This is a genomic window from Streptomyces sp. NRRL S-920, assembly GCF_000717945.1.
GTDB classification, from domain to species: Bacteria; Actinomycetota; Actinomycetes; order Streptomycetales; family Streptomycetaceae; genus Streptomyces; species Streptomyces alboniger.
In genome coordinates this window covers 139,483-155,215 of the sequence record NZ_JODF01000006.1, presented here as the reverse complement: position 1 = coordinate 155,215, position 15,733 = coordinate 139,483, and the positions used below count along the sequence as shown (strand labels likewise).

Sequence of the window (15,733 nt, the reverse complement as noted above, 5' to 3'; positions counted from 1 at the left end):
TCTGGCACGGAATGCTCCCCCTCAACGCCGCTTTCGCCGGTCGGTCCCGCTCGTCCCTGTCTCGCATGTCCCTTTCGGTGTCCCGTCGTCCGGTCGCTCCGTCCCGTCCGGCCACACCCCCACATGGTCGGGCTCCGCCGTCAGCCGCACCCGTCCCCGCAGCCCGTACCGCTCGACGTACTCCTCCGGCAGCTGCAACCGCCCCGCCCGGTCGAGGACCGTGAACTCCTCTCCCCTGCCGTCTCGTTCACGGAGCGTCTCCGTAGAGGTACGGCCGTCGCGGATGCGTACGGTGCGACGGACCTGGCCGGAGACGAGCGGGTCGTGGGTGACGACCAGCACGGTCGCGCCCAGGTGTTCGTTGGCGCGGCGCAGGGCCGCGAAGACGCTCTCCCCGCCGGCGGTGTCCAGCTCCCCGGTGGGTTCGTCGGCGAGCAGGACGCGCGGGGAGTTGGCGGTGGCGACCGCGACGGCGACGCGCTGCTGTTCGCCGCCGGAGAGTTCGGTGGGCCGCCGGTCGCGGCAGTGCGCGACGCCGAGGACGCCGAGCAGTTCGGCGGCCTTCTCCTGGCGTGCACGACGCGGCACGCGCGCGTACTTCATCGGCAGTGCCACGTTCTCCAGCGCGCTCAGATAGGGCAGGAGGTTGCGCCCGGTCTGCTGCCAGACGAAGCCGACGGTGTGCCTGCGGTAGCCGAGGCGTTCGCGGCGCCCCATGGCGAGCAGGTCGTGGCCCGCGACCTTCGCGCGGCCCGCGGTGGGCAGGTCGAGTCCCGAAAGGATCGACAGGAGGGTGGACTTGCCCGACCCCGAGGCGCCGACCAGGGCCACGCACTCGCCTTCGGCCACGCTCAGGTCGAGGCCCTGGAGCGCCTGCACCTCGACCTCTTCGGTGCGGTAGACGCGGACGAGGTTGTCGCAGACGATCAGGCCCTCGTCGCCCGCGGGGCGGCGTGCGGCGCGGGCCCGTGCCTCCAGGGCGGCCAGCTCGGACGCGGTTCCTTCGTAGGACGACGGTTCAGTCATCGGCTCTCCCGAGTCTCAGGACGGCACCGAGCCCCCGGCGCCGCCCGAACCAGGTCTCCACGCCCACCGCCAGAGCGACCAGGGCGACGAGCCCCGCCCCCAGGGCCGCGGTGAACAGGGCGTCGACGTGCGGGTCGGGCGCGGTGGGCCCGCCGGTGAACTCCCGCAGGTCCAGGGCGGGGCCGAGCAGTGAGGGCAGCGCGAGGCCGAGCGTGACGCCGCCCACGACGGCCGCGAGCACCATGGGCAGCAGTTGCAGCAGGTGCAGCGCGGACGTGGCACGCCCGCCGAGGCCGAGGGTGCGCAGATAGGCGGCGGTGCGCCCGCGCGCGGGAGCGGACAGCAGCAGTTCGAGGACGAGGGCGAGCAGCGCGAGGAGCACGGCGAGGGCGGTGCAGGCGGTGTGCGCGGTGGTCACGGCGGCGATCAGCCCGTCGTCGTCGGCCTCGGCCTGCTCCTCGGCACGGATGCGGAGTTCGCCGGTGGCGGCCCCGGGGGCGGCGCGCGGCACGAGCGAGCGCAGGGCTACGGGGTCCAGGCGCTCGCCGTACAGCAGCAGCGCGGTCTCCTCGAACTCCGGGGCGGCGAAGGCCTTGAGGTCCCTGTTGTCGGCGAGGAGCAGGTGCTGCCGCGCCTGCGTGGCACCGCGTACGGGCCCCAGCGCGGGGTCACGCTCCACGGCCCCGGGCAACGGCCCCATCACCCTCAGCCGTATCTCCTTGCCGTGCCGGGTGAAGGTGAGCAGACCTCCCGCGTGCCCCTCGGAGGCAAGCACCGGAATCTCCCCGTCCGCGCCGCCCCGCCGACCGCCCCCGCCCGCGCCCGCGTCGCCACGCCGACCGTCCCCACCGGCGAGCCCCGCCCCCTCCAGCGCCCGGGCCGCCGCCGAATCCTCCGCCGCCTCCCGCAGCTTCGCGCCGTCCACGCCGATCAGGCTGGAGATCCCGTACCGCCCGCCGTCCGTACCGCTGACGGGATCCACCCGCAGCTGCCGCACCGCCACCGTTTCCCGCACGCCACGCGCGCGTGCCAGCCGCGCGGCCATGCCGGGATCGCGTCCGGCCCCCAGGAAGGAGGCGTCGGCGCCCACCTGCCAGGCCACCGCGGAGCGCCGCCCCTCCGTCAGCGTCCCGGAGACAAGACCGCCGAAGACGGCGCCGGCGAGCGTCACCACGAGGACGAGCAGCGCGAGCCCGCGCGCGGGGGCCTCCTTCGCGGCGCGGGACAGCGCGACAAGCGCCACGACCCCGCGCCCCCTGGCCGCCGTCCGCGCCATCAGCCGCACCGGCCAGGGGTAGCACCGCACCAGCACGGCGACCGCCACGAGGCCGAGCAGCACGGGTACGGCGGCGAGCAGCGGATCGGGCCCCGCGGCGCCCTCGGTGCCCCGCGCCCGCAGCGCGGACACGCCTCCCGCGGCGAGCAGCAGCACGACCGCCTCGGCGACCAGCCGCCGCCCGCCCCGGCGCGGCGCCCGGTCCCGCAGCACGGCCCGGTCCCGCACCGCCCACCACGTGAGGCAGGGCAGCAGCACCCAGCACAGCACCGCGACCCCCGCCCCCGCGCCGTACGCGGGTGAACTCCCGGGCCCCAGCGCGGCGAGCGCGCAGCCGCCGCCGAACCCGAGCAGCACCGCGGGCGCACTCCACACGGCGCGTGCCAGAGCGACGCCCGAGGCGGAGGCGCCCCGCGCCCGCAGCAGCCGATCCGTGTCGAGCCGTCGCCGCACCACCAGCAACGACGTCACGACGACGGCGGAGAGCCCCACCCCGAGCAGGGAGGCCGAGGCGAAGGCGATGACGACGGTGGCCTGCCGCCAGCGCCGCTGGAACTCCTCGACGACGTCCGGCAGTTCGGTGTCGGTCTCCAGTTCGGTGGCGGGGTGGGCGCCGATGAGGCACAGCTTCCCGCCGTACGCCCCGAATGGGCAGTACGACTCCCGTGCGGCGAGGGGGTACCGGGCCATGGCCCGCTGGAAGTCCCGCTCCCCGCGCCCCACGAAGCGGGCGGCCGCCCCGCCGTCGAGCACCAGCCGCATGTTCCAGTGGACGGTCAGCTCGGCGCCCGCCTGGTTCTGAAGCAGCTCGACACCGCGGGGCGCGATCAGCGCAGCGGCCTCAGGCCCCCCTCCCGCCACCGCGGGCAACGGCCGCGCCAGCAACGGCTGTTCACTCCAGAGGCGGCGCCCGCCCTCGGCCCGGAAGACCCCGACGACGCGGCCCACGGCGTTGACGTTCTCCAGGGCGCCGGCCTTCAGCCGCACCCGCTGCCCGACCCGCAGCCTCAGCGCGTCGCGCGTACGCGTGGACACGGCGATTTCGACGACCTCGCCCCGCTCGCGGGGCCCGCGCCCGGCCACGTACGCCGTGCGCCCCGGCGCATCGGAGGCGTAGATCAGGGAGAGCGTGCTTCCCGCGCCCCTCACCGTGGGCAACCGGATCCGAGTCGAGTCGTGCACGAGCCCGCGTCGCAGCGCTCGGGGTGAGGAGTTCTCAATGACCTGCGCGTACCGTGCGAGGTCCCCGCCGAGGTCGCTCTCGGCCCCGATCCGCACCTCCTCCGGATCGAACCGCGCGCTGTGCACCACCCCCGGCGCGTCCCGCTGCGCCTGCTGGAGCCGGGCGCCGAGCGCCGCCCCGCCCAGCCGCTCCAGCGCTCCCGGCCCACCGGCGGCGACAGCCACCAGCAGCCCGGCCAGCAGGGCGAGCCCCACCCGCAGCCACGCGCGCGTCACGGCCCCTCCCCCACCCGGAGCACCCGCGCCAGATCCACCCGCCCCAAGATGCGCGCGGCCCCCGTCACCACCCCGCAGATCACCCCCGCGGCCACCCCGGCCGTAACCGCCACCCGCACCCACGGCACCTGGGTGACCAGCGGGGGAAAGACCGGCTCCCCGGACGCGTCCACCGTCACCACCGGCATGATCACCGAGGCGAGCGCGACCCCCAGGGCCGTACCGAGCACCGCCGCCACCCCCGCGAGCGCCACCTGCTCCGTCCACAGGTACGCCGCCAACTGCCGCCGCCGCATCCCGAGCGCCCGCAGCAGCGCGAACTCCCGCTCCCTGGACCGCGCCGAGACCACCGTATGCAGCGCGAACGCGATGACGGCGAAGGCAGGCGCGAGCACCAGGCACAGCGTGAGCGCGCCCCGCGCCCCCCTGCGCAGCGGATCGGCCGCCAACTCCGCCCGGACCTGCGCCACATCGACGGCCTTCCCCAGCCGCGGCGCCTCGCGCACCGCCCCCAGAGCCCCGCCCGTATCCGCTCCGCGCACATCCACCCACCACGCGCTCTCCGCGTCGGGCAGCACCCCGCTCAGGGCCCACTGGGCGGCCATGGCACGGGAGTCGGCGAGCAGCCGCGGCCGGTCGTGCGGCACTCCCGGCACCGCCGCGATCCGCCCGACGATCGCGATCCGCGCGCTCCCGCCCGTGCTCCGCCGTACCGTCACGGTGTCCCCGACCCGCACCACACCCGACGCGAGCAGCGCGTCGTCGGCGAGCGCGGGCGCGGCCGGCCGGCCTTTCGCGCGGTCCGTGCCGAGCCGCACGCCCCAGGTGGGGTACTTCAGCCGCCCGTCGGGGCCGCGCAGCACCGCGTCGAGGAGCGTGCCCCGACCGGGTCCGTCCCGGCACAGCACGGGCCCCGGCGCCTGACCCGAGGCGTCCCGCTCCCGCTCCGCCCCCGGGCAGCCGGCCGCATGCCGGTCCGGCGCGTCGGTCCGCAGGTCACGCCACCGCGCCTGCCGCGCGAGCCCCGGCACCTGGTCGACGGTCAGCCGGTACGTCCGCCGCACCCGCTCGCCGACCATGCTCAGATCGATCTGGAGGACGCGTACGTCCCCTGCGCGCACCGGCACCTCCAGCGGCACGGTCCGGGCGCGGCCCTCCTTGATCACCACGGAACTCGACCGCGTGAGCCCGTCCCCGTCCTCGAAGTGGACGGTGAGCCGCACGGGTACGACCTCACCGTCCCCGTCGGCGGACATCCGCACCCGAAGCGGCAGCCCCCGCCCCACACCGCGCACCGGCAGGCCGTGCGCGGGAACCTCCCTGCCGAGCGGCGCCACCAGCTCACGCACGGGTGCGTCCGCGAGGTCGCCGCGCAGCGCGGGAACCGGCCCCCGCGCCGTGTTGACGGCGGTGACGGCCACCGCGTCCTGCCCGACGTACCCCTCCGAGGTGATCACGGGCGTGGCGGCCTCGGCGCCCGGCAGCCCCTCGTAGGCGGCACGCCGCTCCCGTGGCGCCACCCCGTCCCCCGGCTCGACGCGCAGGTCCGCGCCGACCTGGAACGCCGCCTGGTCGCGGTCGCCGCGGTCGAGGACGGCCAGCGCCGTACTGCTGAGCGCGGCGACCGCGAGGGCGAGCGTCACCACCAGCGCGGGCCCCGCCTGCCGCGCCGCGCGCCGCCCGATCTGCCAGCCGCCGAGCGGCAGGACGAGCCCTCTGCCGCGCCGCGCGAGGGGGTCGATCAGGCGGGCGAGCAACGGCAGGAACCGCAGGGCGAGCAGCGCGGCCGCCACGGTCATCGCGACAGGCGCGAGCACCAGCACGGGGTCGACGCCGTTGCCGCCGGTCACGGGCGAGCGGTACCGGCGCAGTTGCAGCCAGCCGAGGACGGCGACCGCCGCCAGCGCCAGGTCCGCCCCGAGCCGCTGGGCGCCCGCGAGCCGCGCGGCCCGCAGCCCGAGCCGGGCCACCGCCCGCCGGTCCCGCACCGCCCACACCGTCGGCAGCAGCACCGCGGCGCCGTGCGCGGCGACGGCGGTGAGCGCTGTCGCCCACCCCGCGCCGGTCGCCGCCGAGCCGGGCACCTCGCCCTCGATGAGCCCGGCCGCCGCGAGCCCGCGCAGCAGCGGGCCCGCGAGGCAGGGCGCGGCCAGCCCCGCGGGCACGGCGACGCAGGCCCACTGCCCGGCCGTCGACAGGGTGAGCCGCCGGGTGCCCGCCCCGCGCGCGGCCAGCAACGCCAGCTCCGGGCGCCGGTGTTCGGCGAACTGGCGTGCGGTGAGGACGAGGGCGGCCACGGCGAGCGCGGCGAGGAGCGTCGCGGGGACGTAGAGCCCGGCGCGGGCCACGGCGATCGGCGTGGTGAGCCGGTCCAGCGCGCGTCGCAGCCCGGCCGACACGGTGATGTCGTCCCCCGGGCCACCGCCGCGCACGACGGAGAGCGAGGCATCGCTGCCCGCGAACCGCCTCGCGCGCTCCTGGAGCCCCCCGATGTCCCCGAGCCGCAGTCCGCCCGCGTCCGGCACCCCGAGCCACAGCCGCGCCGCGTCCCGGGCGAGCCCCGGGCTGCGCGCGAACGCCTCGCGCGGAACGACCGCGATCGAGTCGGGGGTCCCGAACGTACTGCTCAACGACGCCCACACGGCCGGCGTCCGCTCCTCGGCGGCGTACAGTCCCACGACCCTCAGCGCCACGGGCCGTCCGTCCGCGCCCCGCACGCTGATGCCGTCCCCGGGCCGTACGGCCAGTTCGGCGGCGGCGGTCTCGGTCAGCGCGGCCTCGACCGGTCCGGCACCGGTGCGCGGCCATCGCCCGGCCCGCAGGGCGGCGTGCCGTCCGGCGCCCTGCACGGCGGCCACGGTGACGGAGGCGTCCCGGCGCGGGTGGCCGGCGGCCTCGGTGACGGTGAGTTCGCCGTTGCGGGCCGCGGGCGCCCGCAGCGCCGACCAGGTGTGATGGGGTACGTCGCCGTAGGCGCGGCCGACGGCGGCGCGGACGTCACGGTCCAGCTTCCGCGCACTGCCCGTCCGGTGGGGTCCCGCGACCTCGACGACGGCCTCGCGGTCCGCGGCGAGCCGCCGCTGCATCCCGCCCTCCACGGCCTTCTCGGAGAGCGCGGCGAGGGCGGCGAGGACGGTGGCCGCGAGCAGCACCGCGAGCCCCGCGGCCCCCAGGACCACCCCGTGATGCCGACTCCCCCGCACCGCGGCGGGCACGCGCCGTCCACTCACCGCACCGGTCTCCCCCCGGGTGACCGGCACAGTATGGGCGTACGCGAAGATGGCCCGCAATGGCCCGGACGAACCGGAACCACTGCGGGCCACAAGGCACTTGACTCGCCGTCAGGCGCGGGACGCGCACCCCGCCGTCAGACGGCGGGGGCGCCTGTCGCGCCGACGCGCGGCGGTGTCAGCGCACCTCGGTGATCTCGGGGCCGCGCTGAAGCTGCCCCATTCCGCCCGAGAAGCGCGAGCCTTCCTGCTGCTCCTGCTGGACGCTGCCTTCGGCGACCATCTGCGCGTCGTCCGGCAGCTTCAGGACGATCGGGTCGCGGGGCGCCATCGGACCCTCGCCGCGCACGACCACGGTGTCCCGGAAGATCTGCTCAAGGAGCCCGGCGGCCTGCGGCTGCACCGCGCCCTGCCCGGAGATCACCCCGCGCAGGAACCAGCGCGGCCCGTCGACGCCGACGAAGCGCACGACCTGCACGCCGCCCGTGCCGTCCGGCAGCTGCACGGGGACCTGCGCGCGCAGCTCCCAGCCGAGGGGGCCCTCGACCTCGTCGATGACACCGCCCTGCTGGGTGATGCCGGTCGCGATCTCCTCGCGGACCTCGCCCCAGATGCCCTCCTTCTTCGGGGCGGCGAAGCCCTGGAGCTGGATGGCGCTGTCCTGGAGCACGACGGTGGCCGCGACGATCGCGTCGCCCGCGACCTCCACCCGCAGCTCCATGCCCTCGACCCCCGGCACGAAGAGCCCGCCGAGGTCCACCCGGCCCTCGCCGGGCTCACGGACCTCGGAGATGTCCCAGGGACCGTCGGGACGGGGCTCCGGCTCCAGCCTCACGCGCGAGCGCGCGACGTCGGCCTGGTCATTGCTGTCCACGCCGTCGACGACCTGCTCGTCCGCGCCCGCCGCGTCCTCGGCGGCACTGTCCTTCTTGCGACGTCCGAACACGTCACTGTCCTTCCCGGTCGGATACGACCGATGCGTATCGATTCCCACCCGTTTGTTCGCCCGCGCTTCCGCCCGAGCCGACGTCCACGGCGGCATGGCCGCCGGTGGACCCGAAGCCCCCCTCGGCCCGTGCCGACGCGGGAAGCTCCGCCACCTCCTGGAAGCGCACCTTCTCGACCTGCTGGACGACCAGTTGGGCGATCCGGTCGAAGCGCTCGAACCGCACGGCCTCGCGCGGGTCGAGATTCACGACGATCACCTTGATCTCTCCACGGTACCCGGCATCCACCGTCCCCGGGGCATTCACCAGAGCGACACCGCAGCGGGCGGCGAGCCCCGAACGGGGGTGCACGAAGGCCGCGTACCCCTCGGGGAGCGCGATGGACACCCCGGTGGGCAGCACGACCCGCTCGCCGGGCGCGAGTTCACAGGATTCCGTCGTCCGCAGATCGGCGCCTGCGTCGCCGGGCCGCGCGTACGACGGCAGCGGTACATCGGGGTCGACGCGCCTGATCAGCACGTCCAGTGGGGGGCGGGATGTCACGGGTTCACCTCGAAGGCGCGGGCGCGCCGGATCTGGTCCGGGTTGTTCATGGCGGCCTGGATCTCCTCCGGGCGGCCGTTGTCGATGAAGTGCTCGACCTTCACCTCGATGAAGAGGGCGTCGGCACGGACCGCGACGGGTCCTTCGGGGCCGCCGATCCGGCCGGTGGCGGTCGAGTAGATCTTCCGTCCCGCGACGGCGGTGACCTCGGCTTCCAGGAACAGCACGGTGCCCAGCGGCACGGGCCGTACGAAGTCGGTCTCCAGGCGGCCGGTCACCGCGATCACCCGCAGCAGCCAGTTCAGCGAGCCCAGCGTCTCGTCGAGCGCGGTGGCGAGCACGCCGCCGTGGGCGAGGCCCGGGGCGCCCTGGTGCGCCTCGCGGACGGTGAACTCCGCGGTGACGGTCACACCCTCCCCGGCGCGCGCCGCCAGGTGCAGTCCGTGCGCCTGCCCTTCGCCACAGCCGAAACAGTGTTCGTAGTGGGCGCCGATCAACTCGCCGGGAGCGGGCGCGTCGGGGTGCCGGACGGGCGCTATGGCGTCGGCCGGGGGCTTCAAGGCTGAAGATGTACCACTCACAGGCGCAGACCTTACCTCCGCGTCAGGGCTCCCAGCTCCCCGTGCCAAGCTTGGTTCCATGCAGCCTTACGAAGAACGCCTGACCGCGCCCCGTTCGTGGTGGTTCGCCTCGATACTGGTCGGTGTCGCGATGGCCCTGATCATGCTGCCGTTCGGCACCCTCCCGCTCCTCGGCGGCCTGGTCGGCGGTACGGCTGTGGCCGCGGTCGTCACCAGCGCGTACGGCTCGGTGCGGATCCGCGTGGTGGCCGACTCGCTGGTCGCGGGCGACGCGAGGATCCCGGTGTCCGCCCTGGGCGAGGCAGAGGTCCTGACGGGCGAGGAGACCCGCGCCTGGCGCTCCTACAAGGCCGACCCGCGCGCGTTCATGCTGCTGCGCGCCTACATCCCCACGGCCCTGCGCGTGAAGATCACGGACCCGGCCGACCCGACGCCGTACGCGTACCTCTCGACGAGGCACCCGGAGGCTCTGGCGGAAGCACTGAACGCGGTACGCCAGAACACCCCGTAAACCAAGGCGCCCCGTAAGGGGCGCGGGGAACTGCGCGACCAGCCACAGCCGGGCCCGCAGACCTCACCGGCCTCAGCCGCCCAGCTCCTTGGGAGAGCCCCCCACCCGCAGTGGATCGTCCGGCGTCTCCAGAGGCGGAAGCTCCGGGAGCGCGTCCCACGGCACCTGCCGCGTCCGCAGGTCCTCCCTGATCTTCGCGGCGAGCTTCTTGGTGTCCCGGCGGTTCATCACCGCCCCGACCGCGGCGCCCACCATGAAGGGCATGAGGTTCGGGAGGTTGCGGACCATCCGCTTCATGATCTGCTGGCGCAGCTCCCGCTTCATCTGGCCGCCCAGGGCGGCGTTGAGCGTCGTGGGCTTGGATACGTCGACGCCGCGCTCCTGCGTCCACGAGGTCAGATACGCCGTGCTGCGCTGCTTGAGACTGCCGCCCGGCCGCTGGCCGTAGACCTCGTGCAGCTCGGCGATGAGCTTCAGTTCGACGGCGGCGACGCCGGTGATCTCGGCCGCCAGCTCGGCGGGCATCGCGGGCGGCACGGGCATCATCGCCGCGGCGCCCACTCCCGCGCCCACCGTGGACGAGGCGTTGGCCGCGCCGGAGACGAGCTTGTCCGCCAGCTGCTCGGGGCCAAGGCCCGGAAACTGCTTGCGGAGGGTCGCCAGATCGCGGACCGGGATCCGCGGGGCGTTCTCGATGAGCCGGTCGGCGAGATAGCCGATGCCGGCCTTGGCGCCGCGCCCGCCCTTGCGCACGCCTTCTCTCATTCCGACCGCGACGGCGGCAACGCGGCTCCGGGACCCGGCTGTCCGAGTGGTCCTGGAGGCCTTGTCGTCCGCCGCCTCGCCCGGCGCCACCTCGAGGGCGCTCGCCGGTTCGAGCGAGGCTGTTCCGGCTGTGGAAGAGCCCCGCTCGTCGTCACGCACGCCGTCGCCCGAGGCGCCGGCTTCGTCCGCTCCGCGCTTGCGGAAACGGCGCTTCCTGGACGGGGTCGAGCCAGTCACGGCCGACCCCGCCTCAGTCGCAGTCGCGACAGATCGGCTGGCCGTTCTTCTCCCTGGCCAGCTGGCTGCGGTGGTGCACCAGGAAGCAGCTCATGCAGGTGAACTCGTCCTGCTGCTTCGGGAGCACCCGGACGGCGAGCTCCTCGTTGGAAAGGTCCGCGCCGGGGAGTTCGAGGCCCTCGGCGGCCTCGAACTCGTCGACGTCGACCGATGAGGTCGACTTGTCGTTCCGCCGCGCCTTCAGTTCCTCGATGCTGTCCTCATTGACGTCATCGTCGGTCTTGCGTGGGGTGTCGTAGTCCGTTGCCATGTCGCTCTCCCCCTCTGGGTGTCTGCGGTGTCTCCAGCGCACGTAACGCGTGAGAGGCCGGACTTGTGCCCGACCCGAGGCGGAGATTTTGCCTCACATCAAGGTCTGTTACTCAATCGACACCCAACCGCACCCCTGAAGAGGTGATCGGCTTGGATGGCGATCGGGACCGTACACGGTCCGAATGTCGCACTTCACGGGCGTCACCCCGTGTACTTCCCGTGATCAAGACCCCTGAAAACCCGGATTTTCCCGGCTTTCCGACGACTTTCACGATCACGGAGAGTAGATACCCATGAAATCGCCGCTGTGATCGATCACACACGATTTTCCCGGGATCGAGTCCCGAAAATTCCGCGCAAAGCGAACACGCCGACGCCCTCGCGGCAGCATCTCAGATGGGGAGCGTGACTCGCATCACGAGCCCTCCCCCCTCACGCGGCTCCGCGATGATACGGCCCCCGTGGGCCCGCGCCACCGACCGGGCGATCGACAGGCCGAGACCGACGCCCTTGTCGCTGCCCGTCCGCTCGGTCCGCAGCCTCCGAAACGGCTCGAAAAGGTTGTCGATCTCATACGCGGGCACCACCGGGCCCGTGTTCGACACCACCAGGACCGCCTGGCCGTGCTGAGCCTCCGTGGTGACCTCGACCCACCCCTCGTCCGGCACGTTGTACCTGACGGCGTTCTGGACGAGGTTCAGGGCGATCCGCTCCAGGAGAACGCCGTTGCCCTGTACGACGGCCGGGCCGCGCTCCCCGCGGATCTCCACGGCCTTCGCGTCGGCCTCGGCCCGCACCTGGTCGACGGCGCGGTCGGCGACCTCGGCCAGGTCGACGGGCTTGCGCTCGACGATCTGGTTGTCGCTGCGGGCGAGCAGCAGCAGGCCTTCCACGAGCTGCTCGCTGCGTTCGTTGGTGGCCAGGAGCGTCTTGCCGAGCTGCTGGAGTTCAGGGGGCGCACCGGGGTCGGAGAGGTGCACCTCCAGGAGCGTGCGGTTGATCGCCAGCGGGGTGCGCAGCTCGTGCGACGCGTTGCCGACGAAGCGCTGCTGGGCGGTGAAGGCCCGCTCCAGGCGGTCCAGCATCTCGTCGAAGGTGTCGGACAGCTCCTTCAGCTCGTCGTCCGGGCCGTCCAGCTCGATGCGCCGGGTCAGGTCCGTGCCGGCCACCCTGCGGGCGGTGCGGGTGATGCGGCCCAGCGGCGCGAGCACGCGGCCCGCCATCGCGTAGCCGAAGGCGAAGGCGATGACGGCGAGGCCCAGGAGGGCGAGAAGTGACCGGCTGAGGAGGTTGTCCAGGGCGTTCTGGCGCATCGTGTTGACGCACTCGTTCAGGGCGGCGTTGAGCTGTGTCTCCGTGGGGCGCTCGGGGAGCAGCCGGAAGTTGGCACAGCTGTCGCTCGTCACCGAGGACTTGCCCGTGACCCTGAACGGCAGGTCACTTCCCACGTTCAACGCCTGCGCGGCGAGCAGATAGATGATCGAGAGCAGCAGGATGCCCGCGATGAGGAACATGCCGCCGTAGAGCAGCGTGAGGCGTATGCGGATGGTGGGGCGCAGCCACGGGAAGGGTGCTTCGACCTTCCTCGGGTCCCACGTGGGCTTGGGCGGCGCGGCTGGCGGCGCCGGGGTCGCGGCCACCGGGGATCAGATCCGGTAGCCGGAGCCCGGGACCGTCACGATGACGGCGGGCTCACCGAGCTTGCGGCGCAGGGTCATGACGGTGACCCGGACGACGTTCGTGAACGGGTCGGTGTTCTCGTCCCAGGCCTTCTCCAGCAGCTGCTCCGCGGAGACGACCGCGCCCTCGCTGCGCAGCAGTACTTCGAGGACGGCGAACTCCTTGGGCGCGAGCTGGATCTCCCTGCCGTCGCGGAAGACCTCGCGGCGGTTGGGGTCGAGCTTGATCCCGGCCCGCTCCAGGACGGGCGGCAGCGGCACGCTCGTACGCCGTCCGAGGGCGCGCACGCGTGCCGTCAGCTCGCTGAACGCGAAGGGCTTGGGGAGGTAGTCGTCGGCGCCGATCTCCAGGCCCTCGACCCGGTCGCTGACGTCGCCCGAGGCGGTGAGCATGAGGACGCGGGTCGGCATGCCCAGCTCGACGATCTTGCGGCAGACGTCGTCGCCGTGCACGAGCGGGAGGTCCCGGTCGAGCACCACCACGTCGTAGTCGTTGACGCCGATGCGCTCCAGGGCGGCCGCCCCGTCGTACACGACGTCGACGGCCATGGCCTCCCGGCGCAGTCCGGTGGCCACCGCATCGGCGAGCAGCTGCTCGTCCTCGACGACGAGTACGCGCACGTCGTTGTCCTTCCTCTGTGCCCCTGCGGGCAGGTTTGTCTCGGGGTAGGCCTCCATCCTGCCCCTTTCGGCCATAAACCGGCTGTAAGGCGGTCTCAGGGCCCGGGAATGCGGGTTTTTCTCCCGCTGTTGAGGTTTCTGCGGAACGGAGCCAGGGGAGGACGGCCTTACACCCGCGATCACGCTTTGTATGTGGTGCGCCACAAACCGCTTTCTCCAGGGCGGCTCACGATGTGATCGAACCCTTCTTGAGGGCACACCCCCGTGCCATCGACCCACGACCAAGCCGAGGGGGCGCAACCATGGACGCATTCACCGCAGGGCTCCTACAGCGCATAAAGGCCACGGAGTCCGACCTCACGATGGCCCGTGAGACGGGAGACGACTTCCTCGCCGAGGTCGAGCAGGCGGAGCTGGAGGACCTGCACCGCCTGGCCGCCGAGCACGGAGTCGAGGTAGCCGCCTTGCAGGTCTGAGCAGTCCGAGCGCATGCGCACGGAAGGGCCCCGGCGGGCTGGAGCAGCCGCCGGGGCCCTTCCGTGTGCCCGTCAGTCGTGCCAGGCGCCGAGGTCCTCCAGGAGGCCCTGAAGGGGCTCGAAGAGGCCGGGTGGGGCCGCGACGGCCAGCTCGCCCGAGAGGGGCTCTCCGGGGCGGCCACCGGTCAGCGCGCCCGCCTCCCGGGCGACGAGGTCACCGGCCGCGAAGTCCCAGGGGTTGAGTCCACGCTCGTAGTACGCGTCCAGGCGGCCCACCGCGACGTCGCACAGGTCGATCGCGGCCGACCCGCCGCGGCGGATGTCCCGCACCTTCGGGACGAGGTGCCGGGCGACCTCCGCCTGCCGGACGCGACGCTCGGTGAGGTAGCCGAAGCCGGTGCCCACCAGGGCCTGTCCGAACGGCGGCGCGGGGCGGACGCGCGCGGGCGTCTCGCCGAGGAAGGCGCCCTCCCCGAGGACCGCGCGGTAGGTCTCACCGCGCATCGGGGCGTGTACCACCCCGACCAGGGTCTCGCCGTCCTTGCGGGCGGCGATGGACACGCACCAGTCCGGGCGGCCGTACAGGTAGTTGACGGTGCCGTCGATCGGGTCGACGACCCACTGCACGCCGCTGCTGCCCTCGAAGCTCGCGCCCTCCTCGCCGAGCACGCCGTCGTCCGGCCTGTGCTCGCCGAGGAAGCCGGTGATCAGCTTCTCGGAGGCGATGTCCATCTCGGTGACGACGTCCACGGCGCTCGACTTGGTGGCCGCCACCGCCAGATCATCGGGTCGGCCTTCGCGCAGGAAGGCTCCGGCGCGGTGCGCGGCCTCCAGGGCGACGCCGAGCAGTTCGGCCTTGAGCGCCTTCAGTGGGTCCGTCATGGTGCTGGCTCCAGCTCGGGGATCGGGGGTCACGCGTACGGGCTGTCGGCGCCGGCGGCCGCGGGCTTCGGGGCGCGGGCCGGGCAGCAGCCCACCGGGCACAGGTCGTGGCTCGGGCCCAGGGCTCCCAGCGCGCACGGGGTGACGGCCGTGCCGCTCTCCTTCGCCGCCCGCTCCAGGACCAGCTCCCTGATCGCCGCGGCGAACCGGGGATCGGCGCCGACCGTCGCCGAGCGGCGGACCGGGAGGCCCAGCTCCGCGGCCTTGGCCTCGGCCTCGGTGTCGAGGTCGTACAGCACCTCCATGTGGTCCGAGACGAAGCCGATGGGGACCATGACCACCGCGGGCGCCCCCGCGCCGTGCCGCTCCTCCAGGTGGTCGCAGATGTCGGGCTCCAGCCACGGGATGTGCGGGGCGCCGCTGCGCGACTGGTAGACGAGCTGCCAGGGGTGCTCGACGCCGGTCTCCTCACGCACCGCGTCGACGATGAGGCGGGCCACGTCCAGGTGCTCCTTGACGTAGGCACCGCCGTCGCCGTGGTCCTCGGGCGGACCGGAGGTGTCGGCCGCGGCGTTCGGGATCGAGTGCGTCGTGAAGGCGAGGTGCGCGCCCCGGCGTACGTCCTCGGGCAGCTCGGCGAGGGACTTCAGGACGCCGTCGGTCATCGGGCGTACGAAGCCGGGGTGGTTGAAGTAGTGCCGGAGCTTGTCGACCCGCGGCACCGGGAGTCCCTCGGCCTCCAGGGCGGCGAGGGAGTCCGCGAGGTTCTCGCGGTACTGGCGGCAGCCCGAGTACGAGGCGTAGGCGCTGGTGGCCAGGACCAGGACGCGGCGACGGCCGTCGGTGACCATCTCGCGCAGGGTGTCGGTGAGGTAGGGCGCCCAGTTGCGATTGCCCCAGTAGACCGGCAGGTCGAGGCCGTGCTCCGCGAAGTCCTTGCGCAGGGCGTCGAGCAGGGCGCGGTTCTGGTCGTTGATCGGGCTGACCCCGCCGAACAGGAAGTAGTGCCGCCCCACCTCCTTGAGCCGCTCCTTGGGGATGCCGCGTCCGCGTGTCACGTTCTCCAGGAACGGGACGACGTCGTCGGGGCCCTCCGGGCCGCCGAACGAGAGCAGCAGCAGGGCGTCGTAGGGCGTGGCATCGAGCACATCGGACATGCTCCCGATCCTGCCACCAGGCACTGACAGCC

The 15,733-nt window shown here is 73.7% G+C and carries 14 protein-coding genes; 2 read left to right on the top strand and 12 right to left on the bottom strand.

Annotated elements, in window-relative coordinates; all coding sequences use genetic code 11:
- Positions 1 to 21: 21 nt before the first annotated feature.
- From IG54_RS0107290 to IG54_RS0107265, 6 genes are all read right to left on the bottom strand, one after another.
- Positions 22 to 1,026: an ABC transporter ATP-binding protein gene (locus tag IG54_RS0107290; RefSeq protein WP_051819324.1), complete on the bottom strand. Its 1,005-nt coding sequence runs from the start codon at positions 1,024 to 1,026 to the stop codon at positions 22 to 24.
- Positions 1,019 to 3,760 carry a hypothetical protein gene (locus IG54_RS41925; RefSeq protein WP_030778719.1) on the bottom strand — a complete coding sequence of 914 codons (2,742 nt, stop codon included), beginning with the start codon at positions 3,758 to 3,760 and terminating at the stop codon, positions 1,019 to 1,021. Before IG54_RS41925 ends, IG54_RS0107290 begins: the two co-directional genes overlap by 8 nt.
- Positions 3,757 to 6,990 carry an ABC transporter permease gene (locus tag IG54_RS0107280; protein ID WP_234336037.1) on the bottom strand — a complete coding sequence of 1,078 codons (3,234 nt, stop codon included), beginning with the start codon at positions 6,988 to 6,990 and terminating at the stop codon, positions 3,757 to 3,759. The genes IG54_RS41925 and IG54_RS0107280 overlap by 4 nt, the downstream gene beginning before the upstream one ends.
- A 178-nt stretch (positions 6,991 to 7,168) precedes the next feature.
- On the bottom strand, positions 7,169 to 7,936 hold the full coding sequence (locus IG54_RS0107275; protein ID WP_030778714.1) for a DUF3710 domain-containing protein: 768 nt from the start codon (positions 7,934 to 7,936) through the stop codon (positions 7,169 to 7,171).
- A gap of 1 nt (position 7,937) precedes the next feature.
- Positions 7,938 to 8,480, bottom strand: coding sequence for a dUTP diphosphatase (gene dut, locus IG54_RS0107270; RefSeq protein ID WP_030778712.1), 543 nt, complete (start codon positions 8,478 to 8,480; stop codon positions 7,938 to 7,940).
- On the bottom strand, positions 8,477 to 9,061 hold the full coding sequence (locus IG54_RS0107265) for a PaaI family thioesterase (RefSeq protein ID WP_030778710.1): 585 nt from the start codon (positions 9,059 to 9,061) through the stop codon (positions 8,477 to 8,479). The genes dut and IG54_RS0107265 overlap by 4 nt, the downstream gene beginning before the upstream one ends.
- A 58-nt stretch (positions 9,062 to 9,119) precedes the next feature.
- On the opposite strand from IG54_RS0107265, the gene IG54_RS0107260 reads away from it, so the two are divergent.
- Entirely contained in the window at positions 9,120 to 9,572 is a 453-nt protein-coding gene (locus tag IG54_RS0107260) for a DUF3093 domain-containing protein (protein ID WP_030778708.1), read from the top strand.
- 72 nt (positions 9,573 to 9,644) lie between these two features.
- On the opposite strand, the gene IG54_RS37720 is transcribed toward IG54_RS0107260, so the two are convergent.
- The 4 genes from IG54_RS37720 to IG54_RS0107240 form a co-directional block, all read right to left on the bottom strand.
- Positions 9,645 to 10,574, bottom strand: coding sequence for a hypothetical protein (locus tag IG54_RS37720; protein ID WP_030778706.1), 930 nt, complete (start codon positions 10,572 to 10,574; stop codon positions 9,645 to 9,647).
- A gap of 13 nt (positions 10,575 to 10,587) precedes the next feature.
- A complete protein-coding gene (locus tag IG54_RS0107250; RefSeq protein ID WP_030357326.1) occupies positions 10,588 to 10,884 on the bottom strand; it encodes a DUF4193 domain-containing protein in 297 nt (98 codons plus the stop codon).
- Between the two features lie 394 nt (positions 10,885 to 11,278).
- Positions 11,279 to 12,526 (bottom strand): sensor histidine kinase, encoded by a 1,248-nt coding sequence (locus tag IG54_RS0107245; protein WP_030778703.1) that lies wholly within the window; start codon positions 12,524 to 12,526, stop codon positions 11,279 to 11,281.
- 6 nt (positions 12,527 to 12,532) lie between these two features.
- A complete protein-coding gene (locus IG54_RS0107240; RefSeq protein WP_030778701.1) occupies positions 12,533 to 13,186 on the bottom strand; it encodes a response regulator transcription factor in 654 nt (217 codons plus the stop codon).
- A 302-nt stretch (positions 13,187 to 13,488) separates the two neighbouring features.
- On the opposite strand from IG54_RS0107240, the gene IG54_RS42465 reads away from it, so the two are divergent.
- Positions 13,489 to 13,662, top strand: a complete 174-nt coding sequence (locus tag IG54_RS42465) for a hypothetical protein (protein WP_167532735.1) — start codon at positions 13,489 to 13,491, stop codon at positions 13,660 to 13,662.
- Between the two features lie 72 nt (positions 13,663 to 13,734).
- Here IG54_RS42465 and IG54_RS0107230 read toward each other — a convergent pair whose 3' ends face one another.
- Positions 13,735 to 14,544, bottom strand: coding sequence for an inositol monophosphatase family protein (locus IG54_RS0107230; protein ID WP_030778699.1), 810 nt, complete (start codon positions 14,542 to 14,544; stop codon positions 13,735 to 13,737).
- A 29-nt stretch (positions 14,545 to 14,573) separates the two neighbouring features.
- Complete coding sequence (locus IG54_RS0107225) at positions 14,574 to 15,701, bottom strand: ferrochelatase (RefSeq protein WP_030778697.1); 1,128 nt, start codon at positions 15,699 to 15,701, stop codon at positions 14,574 to 14,576.
- Positions 15,702 to 15,733: the final 32 nt, after the last annotated feature.

Bases quoted from the DNA above. Each gene is read 5' to 3' on its own strand.
- IG54_RS0107290 (WP_051819324.1), bottom strand. From the start codon at position 1,026: ATGACTGAACCGTCGTCCTACGAAGGAACCGCGTCCGAGCTGGCCGCC.
- IG54_RS0107260 (WP_030778708.1), top strand. From the start codon at position 9,120: ATGCAGCCTTACGAAGAACGCCTGACCGCGCCCCGTTCGTGGTGGTTC.
- IG54_RS0107250 (WP_030357326.1), bottom strand. From the start codon at position 10,884: ATGGCAACGGACTACGACACCCCACGCAAGACCGACGATGACGTCAAT.
- IG54_RS42465 (WP_167532735.1), top strand. From the start codon at position 13,489: ATGGACGCATTCACCGCAGGGCTCCTACAGCGCATAAAGGCCACGGAG.
- IG54_RS0107230 (WP_030778699.1), bottom strand. From the start codon at position 14,544: ATGACGGACCCACTGAAGGCGCTCAAGGCCGAACTGCTCGGCGTCGCC.
- IG54_RS0107225 (WP_030778697.1), bottom strand. From the start codon at position 15,701: ATGTCCGATGTGCTCGATGCCACGCCCTACGACGCCCTGCTGCTGCTC.